The organism is Acinetobacter sp. SwsAc2 (assembly GCF_013391465.1).
In the GTDB taxonomy this organism is placed as follows: Bacteria; Pseudomonadota; Gammaproteobacteria; order Pseudomonadales; family Moraxellaceae; genus Acinetobacter; species Acinetobacter johnsonii.
Genome location: NZ_JACBEZ010000007.1, coordinates 65,641 through 80,763, shown reverse-complemented (window position 1 = coordinate 80,763; position 15,123 = coordinate 65,641). Strand labels below are relative to the sequence as shown.

Annotated in this window: 14 protein-coding genes and 5 tRNA genes; 11 read left to right on the top strand and 8 right to left on the bottom strand. The window is 43.7% G+C overall.

Going from position 1 to position 15,123, the window contains the following annotated elements:
* Nucleotides 1-4 precede the first annotated feature (4 nt).
* From HYI04_RS04945 to pilB, 3 genes are read right to left on the bottom strand one after another with little or no spacing between them, the layout of a single operon-like run.
* Nucleotides 5-865 carry an A24 family peptidase gene (locus HYI04_RS04945; protein WP_178895930.1) on the bottom strand — a complete coding sequence of 287 codons (861 nt, stop codon included), beginning with the start codon at nucleotides 863-865 and terminating at the stop codon, nucleotides 5-7.
* Entirely contained in the window at nucleotides 865-2,091 is a 1,227-nt protein-coding gene (locus tag HYI04_RS04940) for a type II secretion system F family protein (protein ID WP_004692713.1), read from the bottom strand. The genes HYI04_RS04945 and HYI04_RS04940 overlap by 1 nt, the downstream gene beginning before the upstream one ends.
* A 30-nt stretch (nucleotides 2,092-2,121) precedes the next feature.
* Nucleotides 2,122-3,834 (bottom strand): type IV-A pilus assembly ATPase PilB, encoded by a 1,713-nt coding sequence (gene pilB / locus HYI04_RS04935; protein WP_178895929.1) that lies wholly within the window; start codon nucleotides 3,832-3,834, stop codon nucleotides 2,122-2,124.
* 279 nt (nucleotides 3,835-4,113) lie between these two features.
* Between pilB and tpiA the strand changes: the two genes are divergently transcribed.
* The 11 genes from tpiA (at nucleotide 4,114) to HYI04_RS04880 (ending at nucleotide 11,359) form a co-directional block, all read left to right on the top strand.
* On the top strand, nucleotides 4,114-4,905 hold the full coding sequence (gene tpiA / locus HYI04_RS04930) for a triose-phosphate isomerase (RefSeq protein ID WP_178895928.1): 792 nt from the start codon (nucleotides 4,114-4,116) through the stop codon (nucleotides 4,903-4,905).
* 13 nt (nucleotides 4,906-4,918) lie between these two features.
* On the top strand, nucleotides 4,919-5,248 hold the full coding sequence (gene secG, locus HYI04_RS04925; protein WP_168159357.1) for a preprotein translocase subunit SecG: 330 nt from the start codon (nucleotides 4,919-4,921) through the stop codon (nucleotides 5,246-5,248).
* A 53-nt stretch (nucleotides 5,249-5,301) separates the two neighbouring features.
* A tRNA-Leu gene (locus HYI04_RS04920) sits at nucleotides 5,302-5,386 on the top strand.
* Nucleotides 5,387-5,435: 49 nt separating this feature from the next.
* Nucleotides 5,436-5,512, top strand: a tRNA-Met gene (locus HYI04_RS04915).
* Nucleotides 5,513-5,581: 69 nt separating this feature from the next.
* Nucleotides 5,582-5,658, top strand: a tRNA-Met gene (locus tag HYI04_RS04910).
* A gap of 68 nt (nucleotides 5,659-5,726) precedes the next feature.
* Nucleotides 5,727-5,803 (top strand) — tRNA-Met (locus HYI04_RS04905).
* A gap of 89 nt (nucleotides 5,804-5,892) precedes the next feature.
* A tRNA-Met gene (locus HYI04_RS04900) sits at nucleotides 5,893-5,969 on the top strand.
* 228 nt (nucleotides 5,970-6,197) lie between these two features.
* Nucleotides 6,198-6,722, top strand: a complete 525-nt coding sequence (rimP, locus tag HYI04_RS04895) for a ribosome maturation factor RimP (RefSeq protein ID WP_004692708.1) — start codon at nucleotides 6,198-6,200, stop codon at nucleotides 6,720-6,722.
* A 39-nt stretch (nucleotides 6,723-6,761) separates the two neighbouring features.
* Entirely contained in the window at nucleotides 6,762-8,246 is a 1,485-nt protein-coding gene (nusA, locus tag HYI04_RS04890; RefSeq protein WP_004692706.1) for a transcription termination factor NusA, read from the top strand.
* Nucleotides 8,247-8,255: 9 nt separating this feature from the next.
* A complete protein-coding gene (gene infB, locus HYI04_RS04885; protein ID WP_159127069.1) occupies nucleotides 8,256-10,955 on the top strand; it encodes a translation initiation factor IF-2 in 2,700 nt (899 codons plus the stop codon).
* Complete coding sequence (locus HYI04_RS04880) at nucleotides 10,955-11,359, top strand: ribosome-binding factor A (RefSeq protein ID WP_004692703.1); 405 nt, start codon at nucleotides 10,955-10,957, stop codon at nucleotides 11,357-11,359. Before infB ends, HYI04_RS04880 begins: the two co-directional genes overlap by 1 nt.
* Before the next feature lie 384 nt (nucleotides 11,360-11,743).
* Here HYI04_RS04880 and HYI04_RS04875 read toward each other — a convergent pair whose 3' ends face one another.
* From HYI04_RS04875 to HYI04_RS04855, 5 genes are read right to left on the bottom strand one after another with little or no spacing between them, the layout of a single operon-like run.
* Nucleotides 11,744-12,142 (bottom strand): Na+/H+ antiporter subunit G, encoded by a 399-nt coding sequence (locus HYI04_RS04875; RefSeq protein WP_004692702.1) that lies wholly within the window; start codon nucleotides 12,140-12,142, stop codon nucleotides 11,744-11,746.
* Nucleotides 12,143-12,153: 11 nt separating this feature from the next.
* On the bottom strand, nucleotides 12,154-12,429 hold the full coding sequence (locus HYI04_RS04870; protein WP_004692700.1) for a monovalent cation/H+ antiporter subunit F: 276 nt from the start codon (nucleotides 12,427-12,429) through the stop codon (nucleotides 12,154-12,156).
* Nucleotides 12,426-12,947, bottom strand: a complete 522-nt coding sequence (locus tag HYI04_RS04865; protein WP_004978767.1) for a Na+/H+ antiporter subunit E — start codon at nucleotides 12,945-12,947, stop codon at nucleotides 12,426-12,428. Before HYI04_RS04865 ends, HYI04_RS04870 begins: the two co-directional genes overlap by 4 nt.
* 2 nt (nucleotides 12,948-12,949) lie before the next feature.
* The gene (locus tag HYI04_RS04860; RefSeq protein WP_178895927.1) at nucleotides 12,950-14,758 is read right to left on the bottom strand and encodes a monovalent cation/H+ antiporter subunit D; all 1,809 of its coding nucleotides are present in this window, start codon (nucleotides 14,756-14,758) and stop codon (nucleotides 12,950-12,952) included.
* A complete protein-coding gene (locus HYI04_RS04855) occupies nucleotides 14,758-15,123 on the bottom strand; it encodes a Na+/H+ antiporter subunit C (protein ID WP_004692695.1) in 366 nt (121 codons plus the stop codon). Before HYI04_RS04855 ends, HYI04_RS04860 begins: the two co-directional genes overlap by 1 nt.

Below are 15,123 nucleotides of genomic sequence, written 5' to 3'. Positions count from 1 at the left end.
TATTTTAATTGCCTAAATATATTTTCATAATTTGCTCACCCCACAAAAAGGCAATCCATCCTGCGATGGCAATATACGGGCCAAAAGCAAAAGGCTGATTTTCTTTGCGCACTTTGAGCAGAATGATGCCGATAATGGCACCTACGAAAGAGGAAAGTAGCACAATCAGCGGCAGCAGCAAAGGGCCCATCCATGCGCCTAAAGCAGCAAGTAACTTAAAGTCGCCATAACCCATACCTTCCTTACCTGTGATGAGCTTAAACAGATAGTACACGATCCATAAGCATAAAAAGCCAATGATATAGCCCCAAATGGCCGCTGTTGGCGTGGTGTAAATCGCATAACTATTGACTCCTAAACCTAGACCTGCAAGGGTGAGGGTATAGCGATCAGGTAAAAGTTGAGTGTCAAAATCAATAAAGGTTAAGGCGATTAAAATATAAGTGAGTACGAGACCAAACAACATTTGGATTGTTGGGCCAAAGACAGCAACCACGGCCAAAGCACAAATGGCGGTCAGGAGTTCAATCGCAGGGTAGCGAATGCTGATCGGATTATGGCAAGTGCCACACTTTCCTCGTAGCAGTAACCAGCTAATTACAGGGACATTTTGATACCAGCGTATGGCACTTTTGCATTTGGGGCAGGTCGAGGCAGGCTTGCTCAACGAGAGTTTCGTTTCATCAATAATAGGCTGTTCAGGATGAAGCAGAAGTTGGCAGTCGGTGCGCCATTCTTGTTCCATTATTTTTGGCGTGCGATAGATCACTACATTCAGGAAACTACCAATGCACAAACTAAAAACTCCAACGGCGAAATAAAGCGCCATTGGAGTATTGATAAGATAGGAAATTATTTCTTGCATTAAACCACAGAACCCATTTGGAAGATTGGTAAATACATGGCAATTACTAGGCCACCCACAAGTACACCCAAGACTGCCATGATGAGAGGCTCCATCATTGCCGTTAAGCCATCCACCGCATTATCGACTTCGTTTTCATAGTGAGTGGCAACTTTATCCAACATGGCATCGAGCGCACCAGATTCCTCACCTATGGCTACCATTTGTACTGCCATCGATGGGAATTTATTGGTGGCACGCATCGCGAATTGAAGTTGTTGCCCTGTTGCGACATCTTCACGGATCTTCATCACAGCTTCTTCATAGACCACATTGTTGGTTGCACCCGCGGTAGATTCGAGAGCATCAATTAAGGGTACACCTGCCGCAAAAGTTGTAGAGAGGGTGCGGCTATAGCGCGCGATAATCGCTTTATAGACTAAATCACCAAAAATCGGGGCTTTCAGCGCAGCTTTATCCAGCATGTCACGAAACTTTTTACTACGCTTTTTGGTTTCGAGTAAAGCGGTAATCACAACACCAACGACAATAATCAAAATGAACCAGTATTTCTGCATCCATTCAGACATATTTACCACCATTTTAGTGAATGCAGGTAAATCCGCACCAAAGGAGCTGAATAGATCTTGGAAAACAGGGACAACTTTGACCATCAAAATAATAGTCACGATTACAGCAACCACAACCACTGTTGCTGGGTATTTCATGGCTTTTTTAATTTTTTGCTTTAACAATTCACTTTTTTCTTTATAGACCGCTACGCGGTCCAGCATGGTCTCAAGTGCACCCGATTGTTCGCCTGATTCAACTAATGAACAGAATAAGTTGTCGAAATATTGCGGATATTTTTTGAGTGCTCCAGCAAAGGTATTACCACCCTCAACCTCACCTTTAATGCCAAGTACGACTTCACGCATAGATGGGTTTTCTAGGCCTTCAGCCACAATTTCAAAACCTTGTACCAGCGGCACACCCGCTTTCATCATGGTTGCGAGCTGTCGGGTGAAAATCGTGATGTCGAGTGTCGTCACTTTTTTCTTCATTATGCCTTCAAGAATATTCTTTTTCTTTTCTCGAATACTCTTGATGGTAATCCCTTGTTTGCGCAAAGTAACTTTGGCGAGGGCAAGATTACGTGCAGGCAATTCCCCTTTAATTTTTGCCCCTTTACGATCAATCCCTTCATAATTGAAGGTTGGCATCATCTGTGCTTTTTTGACAGCCATGCATTTATCCTTATTCTTTCAATATTTCAACTATTCGCTGGTTACACGATTCACTTCTTGTAAGGAAGTGACCCCCTGCATAACCTTGAGTAAACCTGAACGACGTAAATTGTTAAATCCTAATTTTGCAGATGCTTCAGCAATCTGTAAGGCATTGCCATCTTCCATAATAATTTTTGAAATTTCTGGCGTGACTTTCATAACTTCATAAATACCAACACGTCCTTTATAGCCTTCACGGCACTCAGCACACCCCACCGGTTGATAAACTTTGAAGTCTGGATCTTTGATATCTGTGGAAGTAAAGCCCATTTCGAGCAAGCTCTGTTCAGGAATATAGACAGCGGCTTTGCATTGACTACATAAACGGCGCGCTAAGCGTTGTGCAATTACCAAATTGACCGATGTCGCAATGTTAAAAGATGGAACCCCCATATTGCGTAAGCGGGTCAGGGTTTCAGGTGCACTATTGGTGTGGAGTGTCGACATGACCATGTGACCTGTTTGCGCGGCTTTAATCGCGATTTCAGCCGTTTCAAGGTCACGAATCTCACCCACCATTACAATATCAGGATCCTGACGTAAGAAGGACTTCAGCGCAGCAGAGAAGGTGAGGCCGACTTTATTGTTCACATTGACCTGATTAATGCCTTCTAAGTTAATCTCAACAGGATCTTCCGCAGTTGAGATATTGGTGTCTTCTTTATTTAGAATATTCAGACCTGTATATAGAGATACCGTTTTACCTGAACCTGTCGGGCCAGTAATTAGCAACATGCCTTGAGGTTTGTCTAAAGCCTGCATAAATAGGTCTTTTTGATCTGGTTCATAACCTAAAGCATCAATCCCCAGCATAGCACTAGATGGATCGAGAATACGCAGAACCAGTTTTTCGCCAAACAAGGTTGGAAGTGAGTTGACACGAAAGTCGATGGCTTTACTTTTTGACAGCTTTAATTTAATCCTGCCATCTTGTGGAACCCGTTTTTCAGAAATGTCCATTTGTGACATAACTTTTAAACGTGAAGCAAGACGAGTCGCCAGTTGTAGTGGCGGACTGGCAATATGACGCAGAACCCCATCTACACGGTAACGAACACGGTAAGATTTCTCATACGGTTCAAAGTGTAAGTCTGATGCGCCCATACGAATCGCATCGATCAGTAATTTATTGATGTATTTGACAATCGGTGCTTCATCGCCTTGAGGTGAGTCATCTTGTTCGTCATTGGAGTTCTGAGGGTCTTGCTCTAAGTCTAAATCAATATCTTCATCAGAAAATTCAAAGCTATCGGCTTGCGCAAAATTTTGTTCGATCAGTTTTTCAAGCTGAGGATGTTCAACAATAATCGCTTCAATGTTCATTTTGGAATTGAAGCGAATCGCGTCCATTGCATCCATGTTGGTTGGATTGCTGGTGGCGATATAGAGGATATTGCCACGACAGTAAATCGGCAACACACGATGCTTGGTGATGAGTTTATCTTCGACCAGATCCCGTAGAATTTGTACAGAATCATAGACACTTAAGTCAAAAACAGGCTCTCCAAACTCTAAAGAAATCGTTTCAGCGATCATTTGTGGGGAGAGTTTATGATTTTCAATTAGATAAGGAACGATGTCTTGCTGAGCTTTTTTTGCAGAGAGCATTGCCTGCTGCATATTTTCAGCAGTCATGCGTCCGTCTTCGACTAAGCGTCGAATGAAGCCTGTGAACTTAGGCAAACCATTTGATACTGACATTCCCCAGATCCTTAACTTCTCAATTGTTTATAATTGGTATCGTAAAATTATACTTTTGTTGCACAAAAATACCATATCTGAAAGTGTTGTCACCACCTTAATATCGCTTAAAAGCATGAACTGGTCGTGATAGCAGACGTTTTTTTTACAAAAAGATGTCTTTATTTTCACTCGTATTATTTTGATTGCCGAAGAAATTCTAGAAGAAAACTATCTTTGAAAAATAAATACCGTGTAGAATGAGGCCGTTTTAATGAACTGTTTTGAATAGGGTGCTGTATGTCGGGTTCGACGATTAAGCCATGGGTTGTCGGCAATTGGAAGATGAACCCAATGCAGGCAGATGCCAAGCAATTGCTTCAAGAATTTAAACAGCTCTTGCAAGAGAATGAAATAGCAGAAGAAAAATGTAATATTGGGCTTGCGCCTGTGACGCTGGCTTTGACTTCAATGCAGGCTGAATTGGCGAATGCTGCACGTTCAGTTTTTACTGTGGCGCAAGATGTTTCGCGTTTTGGCAACATGGGTGCATATACGGGTGAGGTGAGCGCAGAGCTGCTCAAAGATAGTCAAATTGAATATGTTTTAATTGGTCATTCAGAACGTCGTGAATATTTTGCTGAAAGTGCAGCAATTTTAAATGCGAAAGCTCAAAATTCCTTAAATGCGGGTTTAAACGTCATTTACTGTGTAGGTGAAAGTTTAGAGCAGCGTGAGTCTGGTCAGGCAGAAGTAGTGGTTTTACAACAAATTTGCGATTTAGCCAGTGTGGTAACGGCAGAGCAGTGGCCTCATATTGTGATTGCCTACGAGCCGATTTGGGCCATTGGTACAGGAAAAACCGCTTCACCAGAAGACGCGCAAACCATGCATGCTAAAATCCGTGAAGGTCTCACCCAAATTACCAGCCATGGCGCGAACATGGCCATTTTATATGGTGGTAGTGTAAAAGCTGAAAATGCAGTAGAGTTAGCGGCCTGTCCAGATATCAATGGTGCACTCGTCGGTGGGGCATCTTTAAATGCAACGTCGTTTTATAAAATTGTCGAAGCATTTGCAAATACAAAATAATTAGGAGTTCAGCATGCAAACTTTTGTGCTGGTAGTACATATTATCTTAGCTGTGTTGATGATCGTGCTGATTTTGGTCCAGCATGGTAAAGGTGCAGATGCTGGTGCTTCGTTTGGTGGTGGCGGTGCTGCAACTGTATTTGGTGCATCAGGTTCAGGTAATTTCTTGACCCGATTGACTGCGGTCTTGACGGCCTTGTTTTTTATCACCAGTTTGTCGTTGGCTGTGTTTGCCAAAAAGCAAACCACAGATGCCTATAGCTTAAAGTCAGTGCAAACGACAAGTTCTGTACCTGCACAATCGACTGAAACTTCACCAGCTGCACCTAAAACAAGCGAATAATTGGAATTAGTCCTTTCTTTTTTGTGGCGATGCTACTAGAATGCGTCACAGCTGCGGTGGTGGTGGAATTGGTAGACACGCTACCTTGAGGTGGTAGTGCTTTCGGGCGTGGGGGTTCAAGTCCCCCCTTCCGCACCAACTTATGAATCCAGAAGATTAAGTTGGTGTATGCAGCGAATTCTATTGATGCGGGATGGAGCAGTCTGGTAGCTCGTCGGGCTCATAACCCGAAGGTCGTTGGTTCAAATCCAGCTCCCGCTACCAATCTTATTTTAGATGCAAACTAAAGTGAGTAACTTAAGTGATTAAGTTAAGAATATTTTTGCGTTTTGTTGCGGGATGGAGCAGTCTGGTAGCTCGTCGGGCTCATAACCCGAAGGTCGTTGGTTCAAATCCAGCTCCCGCTACCAATCTTATTTTAGATGCAAACTAAAATAAGCAGTTTAAGTGATTAAATTGAATAATTTTTGCGTTTTGTTGCGGGATGGAGCAGTCTGGTAGCTCGTCGGGCTCATAACCCGAAGGTCGTTGGTTCAAATCCAGCTCCCGCTACCAATTTGATTTAGGTGCAACTAAATCAGAGCAAGTACGAAGTATTTAGATTGAAAAATAGTTCATATTTGTATATAATTTTTGCACGTTGATGCGGGATGGAGCAGTCTGGTAGCTCGTCGGGCTCATAACCCGAAGGTCGTTGGTTCAAATCCAGCTCCCGCTACCAAGTTTCTAAAAAGAGGCTCACAACAAGGTGGGCCTTTTTGCACAGTGGATATTAATTTTCTGTGCAATAATTGGGGCGATTACGCCCTTTTTTATTGGCTATCGTGTAGTGTCGATGTGAGCCGGATACGGTGAAAGTCAAAGTGTCATGTTCCACTACTACTATAGTTTGTATTGGCTTGTAGTGGTCTGTTTCGGCCATTGAATCGCACAAAAATGACGAGAGTAAATGAAGCTATCAAATAAAACTCAAGCACTCCAAGACTTAATTGCTCCTGCAGTGCAAGCCTGTGGTGTTGATCTTTGGGGGATTGAATTCCTTCCTCAAGGAAAACGTTCTTTATTGCGCATTTATATCGACAAAGCTGTCGACGAAAATGCAGAACCCATCATCAATGAAGATGGTGAAGAAGAGCAGGGCCGTGGCATCGGCGTACAAGATTGTGTACGCGTGACCCAGCAAGTCGGCGCAATGATGGATGTCCATGATCCAATTTCAGGTGAATATGCACTTGAAGTGTCATCTCCGGGTTGGGATCGTCCATTTTTCCAACTTGAACAATTACCTGCATATATTGGTCAACAGATCGCTTTCCGTTTGATCAGTGCGGTCGATAACCGTCGTAAATTCCAAGCTAAATTGGTTGCTGTAGATCTTGAAGCTGAAATGATTCAAGTCGAAGTGGAAAAGCAACAGGTGCTTGAAATCGATAGTAATAATATTGATAAAGCCAATTTGGTCTATCAAGATTAATTCATTTAATAAATAAGAATCTGAACGAATAGGTGGCTTATGGCACGTGAAATTCTTACCGTAGTTGAAACGGTTAGTAATGAAAAAGGTGTACCTCGTGAAGCGATTTTCGAAGCCTTAGAACAAGCGCTTGTTGCTGCGACTAAAAAGAAATTTTACGAAGGAACAAACTCTGAAGAAGCTCAGCTTCGTGTAGAGATTGATCGTAAAACGGGCGAATACAGCACTTTCCGCCAATGGGAAGTGGTTGCGGATGAAGATCATGAAATGCCAGCATGTCAAGATGCGATTTCTGATGTTGATCCTGCACAATGGTCGATTGGTGATATTCGTGAGCTTGAAGTGCCTTCAATTGACTTCGGTCGTATTGCGGCGCAAATTGCAAAACAAGTCATTGTTCAAAAGATTCGCGAAGCTGAACGTGCGCTGATTGCAGATGCCTACGAGTCTAAAGTGGGTGAGTTGATCTACGGTGAAGTGAAAAAGCAAACCAAAGATGGCTTTATCATTGACTTAGGTGACAATGCTGAAGCGTATCTTGCACGTGAAGAAATGATTGCAAAAGAAATTTTGCGTCCGAAGCAACGTGTAAATGCGATTTTGTTTAATGTGAACCGTGAAGGTCGTGGTGCACAACTACAATTGTCACGTGCCAAGCCTGAAATGCTCATCGCTTTGATGAAGAAAGAAATTCCTGAAATTTCTGAAGAAATCATTGAGATTAAAGCGGCAGCGCGTCAACCTGGTGTTCGTGCTAAAATTGCTGTGAAAACCAATGATCATCGTATTGATCCAGTGGGTGCATGTATTGGTATGCGTGGTACACGTATCCAAGCAGTTCAGCAAGAATTGAACGGTGAGCGTATTGATGTTGTTGTATGGTCTGATGATCCTGCGCAGTACATTGCGAGTGCTTTAGAGCCAGCAGATGTATCGGGTATTGTGATTGATGAAGAAGAACGTACAGCGGACATTATTTTCGCAACTAGCGATCAATTAGCGCGTGCGATTGGTTCACAAGGTCAAAACGTACGTTTAGCCTCTGAACTTACAGGCTACAAACTCAACATGATGCTTGAAGATGAGTATCATGCTCGTCAGCAAAATGAAGCACAACAATACTTAGACCTATTTGTATCGCGTCTAGATATTGAAGAAGATTTGGCAATGGCATTGGTTGAAATGGGCTTTACTTCTTTAGAAGAGATTGCTTATGTTCCAGCTGAAACATTTGACGAAATCGAGCTAGATGCTGAAGTTGTTGAATTACTTCAAAGTCGTGCCAAAGAAGTTGCATTGGCTGATGCATTACAGCAGCAAGAAAACATCCAAGATCCAAGCGCGGAACTCGTTGCAATGGAAGGGATGACGCAAGAGATTGCTTATGCACTTGCAGCACGTGGTGTCATCACAATTGATGACTTGGCTGACCAAGCGACTGACGATATTGCTGATATTGAAGGTCTGGGTACAGAGAAAGCGGGTCAACTTATTATGAAAGCGCGCGAATCATGGTTTAACTAGGAGATCTACATGACGGATAAGACGATACAAGAGTTAGCTCTCAGTGTGAACCGCCCTGTTGAGAAGCTCCTAGAGCAGGTTCGTGATGCTGGTTTACCACAGCGTAAATCGGACGATATAATCTCTACTGAACAACAAGATGCCCTCGTGCACCATTTGAAGAAAATTCATGGTCAAGACGATGGTCAGGCAGGAAAAATCACGTTGAAACGTAAAACGACCAGTACCGCTAAAGTAGCGAGTACATCAGGTAAGGCAAAAACGATTAATGTAGAAGTTCGCAAGAAACATACATTTACCAAGCCAGATCCAGAACAAATTAAAGCGGAAGCTTTGGCAAAGGCGCAAGCGGAGCAACAAGCTCGTGCGAACGTTCAAGCTATGGTTGAACCTAAAGCTGAAACTCCAGTAGTAAATAAAGCGGCTGCAAACTTTGAAGCGATGCGTGCTGCTGCAAAGCAAGAAACGACGAAGCAAGAAGTAGCAAAAGCTGCGGTAGTTGTGAAGCGTAAATCAAACAATAAGCCTGTGGTTAAAGCACAAGTTAAAGTTGTTGAAACACCTGAACAGAAAAAAGCACGTGAAGCTCAAGCCGCTCAATTAAAAGCGACTGAAGAAGCAGCACGTCGTAAGGCAGCTGAAGAAGCGCAGCAACGTACACTTGAACAAATGCGTCAAATGGCATCTAAGTATTCAAACGAAGATGCAACTGCGACCATTCGTGTAGTGGATGATTCTCCACTTGCTGCGGGTCTGGTTGGTCAAGCATATGAAGACTCATTTGCGAAAGAAGACCGCGATATCAAACGTGGTACCAATACGCCAGCTACACGCGCACCGAAGAAAGGTGGTCGTCGTGGTGAAGAGCAATCTTTCCGTGATAACTCGCATAAACGTGGTTTGAAAACAAGCTCTGCAAACAAGCATGGCTTTGAAAAACCGGTTAAAAAGCAAGTTTATGATGTTGAAATTGGTTCAACCATTGTGGTTGCTGACTTGGCTGCAAAAATGGCAGTTAAGGTACGTGAAGTAATTAAGTCACTCATGAAAATGGGTGAGCTTGTTACTCAGAACCAAGCGATTGACCAAGAAATTGCAGCATTAATCGTAGAAGAAATGGGTCATAACCCAGTTCTTGTATCAGATACGCAAGCTGAAGATAACTTACTTGAAGCAGCAGAAGAAGCACGTGGCGCTCAAACGACTCGTCCTCCTGTTGTGACCATCATGGGTCACGTAGACCATGGTAAGACATCGTTACTTGACCGCATTCGTCGTTCAAAAGTGGCAGCTGGTGAAGCGGGTGGTATCACTCAGCACATCGGTGCGTACCATGTAACAACGGATAAAGGCATTATCACATTCTTAGATACTCCAGGACACGCAGCATTTACTGCAATGCGTTCGCGTGGTGCGAAATCGACAGACATCGTGGTATTGGTTGTTGCAGCGGATGATGGTGTAATGCCACAAACAGCTGAAGCGATTGATCACGCACGTGCTGCTGGTACGCCAATTATTGTTGCAATCAACAAGATGGATAAAGAATCTGCTGATCCAGATCGCGTATTGAATGAATTGACTGTGAAAGAAATCGTTCCTGAACAGTGGGGCGGTGATGTTCCAGTTGCAATGGTTTCAGCACATACAGGTCAAGGTATTGATGAGCTTCTAGATATTATTTCAATTCAAGCTGAATTACTGGAGTTGAAAGCATCTGAAGAAGGTGCTGCTCAAGGTGTCGTGATTGAAGCACGTGTAGACAACAGCCGTGGTGCGGTAACGTCTATCCTTGTTCAAAACGGTACATTGAAAGTAGGTGACCTTGTTCTTGCGGGTGCATCTTATGGTCGCGTACGTGCGATGACAGATGAAAACGGTAAACGTATTCAATCAGCAGGTCCTTCAATTCCAGTTGAAATTTTAGGTCTACCTGAAGCGCCAATGGCGGGTGATGAAGTTCTGGTTGTGAATGACGAGAAAAAAGCACGTGAAGTTGCCGATGCGCGTATGGATCGTGAGCGTCAAAAACGTCTTGAGCGTCAAAGCGCAATGCGTCTTGAAAATATCATGGCGTCTATGGGCAAGAAAGATGTGCCTATCGTCAATGTGGTATTGAAAACTGATGTACGTGGTACATTGGAAGCATTACACGTTGCTCTTGCTGACCTTGCAACAGACGAAGTTAAAGTTCGTGTTATTGGCTCAGGTGTTGGTGCGATCACTGAATCTGACGTGACACTGGCTGAATCTTCTGAAGCTGTTCTTCTTGGCTTTAACGTACGTGCTGATAACGCAGCGCGTCAAAAAGCGGATGCTGATGGCATCGACATTCGTTACTACTCAATCATCTATCAATTGATTGATGATGTGAAAGCAGCGATGAGCGGTAAGCTTGCGCCAGAACACCGTGAAACTATTCTGGGTGTGGCTGAAGTACGTGAAGTGTTCCACTCAAGTAAGTTTGGTGCAGCAGCAGGCTGTATGGTACTTGAAGGTATGTTACACCGTAATAAACCAATTCGTGTCCTTCGTGATGACGTGGTTGTGTTCCAAGGTGAGCTTGAGTCACTTCGTCGTTATAAAGAAGTGGTTGAGGAAGTTCGCGCAGGTATGGAATGTGGTCTTGCGGTTAAAGGTTATAAAGACATCAAAGAAAAAGACAAGATCGAAGTCTATGATGTTCAATTGATCAAACGGAGTCTTTAATGGCGGGTAGTCAACGTCTTAAGCGCATGGCGGATACAGTGCAACGTGAGTTGTCTGAACTAATTCGCCAAGAGTTGAAAGATCCACGCTTAGGTGGTCTCGTGACCATCTCTGCGGTGAAGGTTAGTCCAGACTTAGGTTATGCTGAAGTATATGTGACTGTGATGGGCCGTGAGCTTGGCGATGAGCAAAGTGAAGTAGCCAATAAAGAAACGCTAGATGTGCTGAACAAAGCATCTGGTTTCTTGCGTCACGAACTCGGCCGTCGTATTAAGACACGTATTACACCCCGTTTGCGTTTCCATTACGATAAAACCAATGCATATGGTAACTATATGTTTGGCCTGATTGCTGAAGCAGTAAAGGATTTACCTGCTGACGAAGCAAACAAAGATGATGAATAATTCAGTCTAACTGAATCAAAAAGCCACCTTCGGGTGGCTTTTTTTTATGCGGAGTAATGGCTGAAGCTAGAGCAAGATTTGAAATGCGTTACACAGGATTATGATAGGTGAATAGAGGGTTGAGCTTTTAGGGATTATTTTGACCATCAAGTTGCTGTGGACTGGATTAATATGGGCAATGATTTACCACGGGGACACTTTGATCATTTTAATTTTTGAGTAGATTGAGTAGTTCATCTGTGTTGGTCAATGTACTGGATGTGACACCATCTATAATACGTTCGAATATTATCATCAGTACAATGTTCAAATTAGCGCAACAGCACCATGTCAATGCAGAAGCGCTAGAATGTATTTATTTTATTTCCTTAACACCACAAGCATTTAAAGACGATGTTCAGTGTCTTCATGCTTATTGCTAAAAGCTCTGCGGCGGGTACGTTGCCAAGGCAGTGGACGGTTGAGTGCTTCTGGAACGTCACCACTCAGCGAGCGTAAGCGCAAATGTAGCGCCGCTTGTGCCATTAAATTCGCCGATACGGGTGCGGTTAAAAAGGCAAACAGCGTTAATAACAGCTCAGCAAAACCAAAGCGTCCTTGGAATGCAGAATAGATCATTGCCGCGATCAAGAAGCTCCCTAAGCCTAAGGTGCTGGACTTGGTTGGGGCATGCAGGCGCATGAATAAATCGGGCAGGCGCACCATTCCAATCCCTCCAACCAGCATGAAGAAAGTGCCGATCATGAGAAAAATGGAGACTAAAATTTCCATCGTAAGTTGCATCGATCTCGCTCCTAGTCAATCACATGACCTGAGGTGAAGTAGCGTGCTAAAGCGGCTGTAGAGACAAAGCCGAGCATCGCAACCAAAAGAGCACCTTCAAATAATGAAGTGCTGGCCCAGTAAATGCCTAAAATAATAATGAGGCAGATTGCATTTAAAAAGAGTGTATCGAGTGCTAAGAGTCGGTCTACAATCGATGGGCCGATGATTAAGCGAATTAAGCACAGCAACATTGAAATGGTGACGGCGATTAAACAAATCCCGAGGGCATAAGGCAAAATGGTCATGCTTTGTCTCCTGCTTCGACACCAAAAATTTGCATCAACGGTTTTTCATAACGCGCTTTAATATTTTCAATCTCGGCATTTTCATCATCGGTGCTGAGAGCATGAACTAAAATGTCCCCGCGATCTTGATCAATCCCTGCTGAAACTGTGCCTGGTGTGGTGGTAATAATCATCGCCAGTAAGGTGTTTACTTCCTCATGTTGTGTTTCCAGCGGAACACGAAACCACTTGGGTTGTAGGCGATCAATTGGGCCGAGGACCAATTTAGCCACTTGAATATTCGACACCACAATGTCGTATAACACCACAAAAAATAGTTTCAGCGCCGCTTTCCATTCAATATTTGGAGTGTAAGTAATGAATGGTCTGATCAGACGCGGAATAAAAATGGCCAGTAAAAATGCCATCACTAAGCTGGCTGCATCGACACTATGTGCCAACATCACCCAGCTCAGCGCAACAATCACCGAGACAAAAGGGTGGGGTAACCAACGCTCCAAAAACGACGTTTTTTTCATGTTTAAGGCTCCACCATGGGTTGTAGGCTTTCAGCATCGGGATTCACTTCAGCCTGTTGTTGCTGTTGCATTTGGCGTTTTTTGTATTCGGAAATATGTTCGCCTTCCAGTGTTTCCTCTGAAATTAAATATGGAATCAAATGTGCATTCGGATCCACCCGTTCGCCACCATACTTGGTCTCGGGTAAATTTTCACTGTCGAAAGGTTGTACGCTAATGGTTTGCCCATGCTCATCAGTTTTGAGCAAAGTCTGTTCATAGAGCACATTATTTTGGATTTGCTCAGCCGTTTGGTAAGTGTAATTTTGAATTGGACCTGCAAACACCATATAAGCCATTAAACCTACCAACAATAGATAGATGGTTTTGTCATTGCGCTTCGGTGCTTGTTCAGGCAAAGCTTGGTACGCGGCATAAGCAGCTTCATCAGGGTTGTCTTCTGGTTTGGTTGCACGCCAAAAAATCACGAAACCCACACGTGTAAACGCAATAATACTCAATAAGCTCACCACTAAAACGGTCACAATAATCAGCAATTGATATGGTGAGTGTGCGGTGGCTTGAAGAATAAACACTTTGCCCAAGAAACCACTAAAGGGTGGTAAACCTGCCATCATCAAGGCAATGGTGAAATAGGTTAACGCCACCACCTTATGCTGTTTCATTTGCGGTGCAATTTTAAAGTGGTCTTTAAACTCACCACGTTGAGAGGTAATCCAACCACTTAAAATATAGAAAGCTGCCGCAATAATTGTACTGTGCACCAAATAATACAGTGCCGCTGCCCATGCCAAGGTATTGAACAGGGAAATGGCGATTAAAATCGTGCCGACAGAAGACAAAATCATAAAGCCAATGAAACGACGTAAGCGTTCAGCACCCATTGCACCAATCACACCATAGACTGAGGTAATTAAGCCAATCGGCAATAGAATGTATTGCAGGATTTCACGGCTAATTGCATCGTCAAATACGGTGCCATTAACACGTAAAATGGCATAAATACCGACTTTGGTCATGATGGTGAACAGAGCCGCTACAGGAGTGGTTGCGACCGCATAGGTTTTTGGTAGCCAAAAACCGACAGGTAGCATGGCTGCTTTAATGCCAAAGACTGTAAACAACAACAGCCCACCAGCAACCGCGATACGATGTTGATCGCCTTCTAATAGAGGCATCAGACGTGCAACATCCGCCATATTGAGGCTACCGACGCTACCATAAATCATGCCAAGGCCAATCAGAAACAGGGCTGATGCCAACAAGTTAATGGTGACATAGTGAATGCCGAGTTGAAAACGCGCTTTGCCTTGACCATGCAGTAACAGGACATAGGAGGCCATCAACAAAATTTCAAAGAATACAAACAAGTTAAATAAGTCGCCTGTTAGGAAGGCACCGGTTAAACCCATCAGTAGGAAATGGCACATGGCATGGAAATAACGGCCACGTTCATCCCATTCCTTGCTGGCAAACCACATTACTGGAACAGCTAAGCCGTAGGTTAAAACCAGCATCAGCGCAGACAGTTGATCGAGGACCAAAACAATGCCAAATGGCGCTGCCCATTCACTCAGGTTATAAACACTGATTTGCCCTGAACTGGCAAAGATCAGATAGTTGACCGCTGTAAATAAGCCCAACAGGCCAGAGGTATAACTGATGCCTCTACGCCAAGGTTGTCGCCAGTCTTGTGCTAAAGAACCTGATCCAGGATTGCCCAATAACACCAAAATAAAGGCGGTAATGGCAGGAATTAAAATACTAAAAATTGGAGTGTGTTCGGTCCAAAATTGGATGAGGTCATTCATTATGGCTCATCCTCACGTGGGTCAATTTGAGGTATTTCTTCTTTAGAGTCAACGTGGTCGGTTCCTGTTTCATAACGACTGCGTAAAGCCAGTTGTACAATAAACGCCGTGGTAGCAAAGCCAATCACAATTGCGGTTAATACCAAAGCTTGTGGCAAAGGGTCAGTGGCTTTGCTGGCTTCAGTGAGTACCGCTGGTGCATTAAGTTGAAGTCGCCCCATGGCAAATAAAAATAAATTGACGGCATAACCAATCATGGCCAACCCAAGTACTACAGGGAAGGTACGGGCACGTAAAATCAGATAGATGCCTGTGGCAGTCAACAGACCAATAGCGGAGGCAAGTAACAGTTCTAAACTAATCAT